A 425-nucleotide genomic window follows, 5' to 3' on the forward strand; every position below is an offset into this window, starting at 1 on the left:
ACCTTGCCGTCCCGGCCGGTGGTCTTCTGCGACACGACCAGCCCGGTAGCACCCTCTTCGGGGTCGTACACGGTCTCGGTGACCGTCCCGGTCTCGTCCACCGTCTTCACCGCACGGCCGTAGGCGTCGTATGCGGCGGCAGTCACGGTCTCCCGTTTCTGGCCGGCGCTGTTGTGGACGGTGCTGGCCTCGCGCACGGGCAGGGCCCAGTCCGCGGGGAGTTCCGCATCCCGGGGCGGAGGGGCGGGGGAGTCGCCGTCCTGCCAGCTGTAGCCCCGCACGAGTTCCCCGGCGGTGCGGTTGCCGAGGGCGGAGGTGAACACCTCCTGGGAGGTCAGGAGGTGGAGGCTGTTGTAGTGGGAGACCACCCTGCGCTCCGGCTCGCCGTCCGGGCCCAGGAGGGAGACCTCGGTGGTGTAGGTGAA

General features: G+C 70.8%; 1 protein-coding gene. It reads right to left on the reverse strand.

The annotated features are described in order from the left end of the window. The coding region (locus IF89_RS39735) for a hypothetical protein (RefSeq protein WP_043194996.1) at nt 1–425 on the reverse strand (425 nt) is incomplete at both ends.

This window comes from Streptomyces sp. NRRL F-2664 (genome assembly GCF_000719345.1).
Classification (GTDB): domain Bacteria; phylum Actinomycetota; class Actinomycetes; order Streptomycetales; family Streptomycetaceae; genus Streptomyces.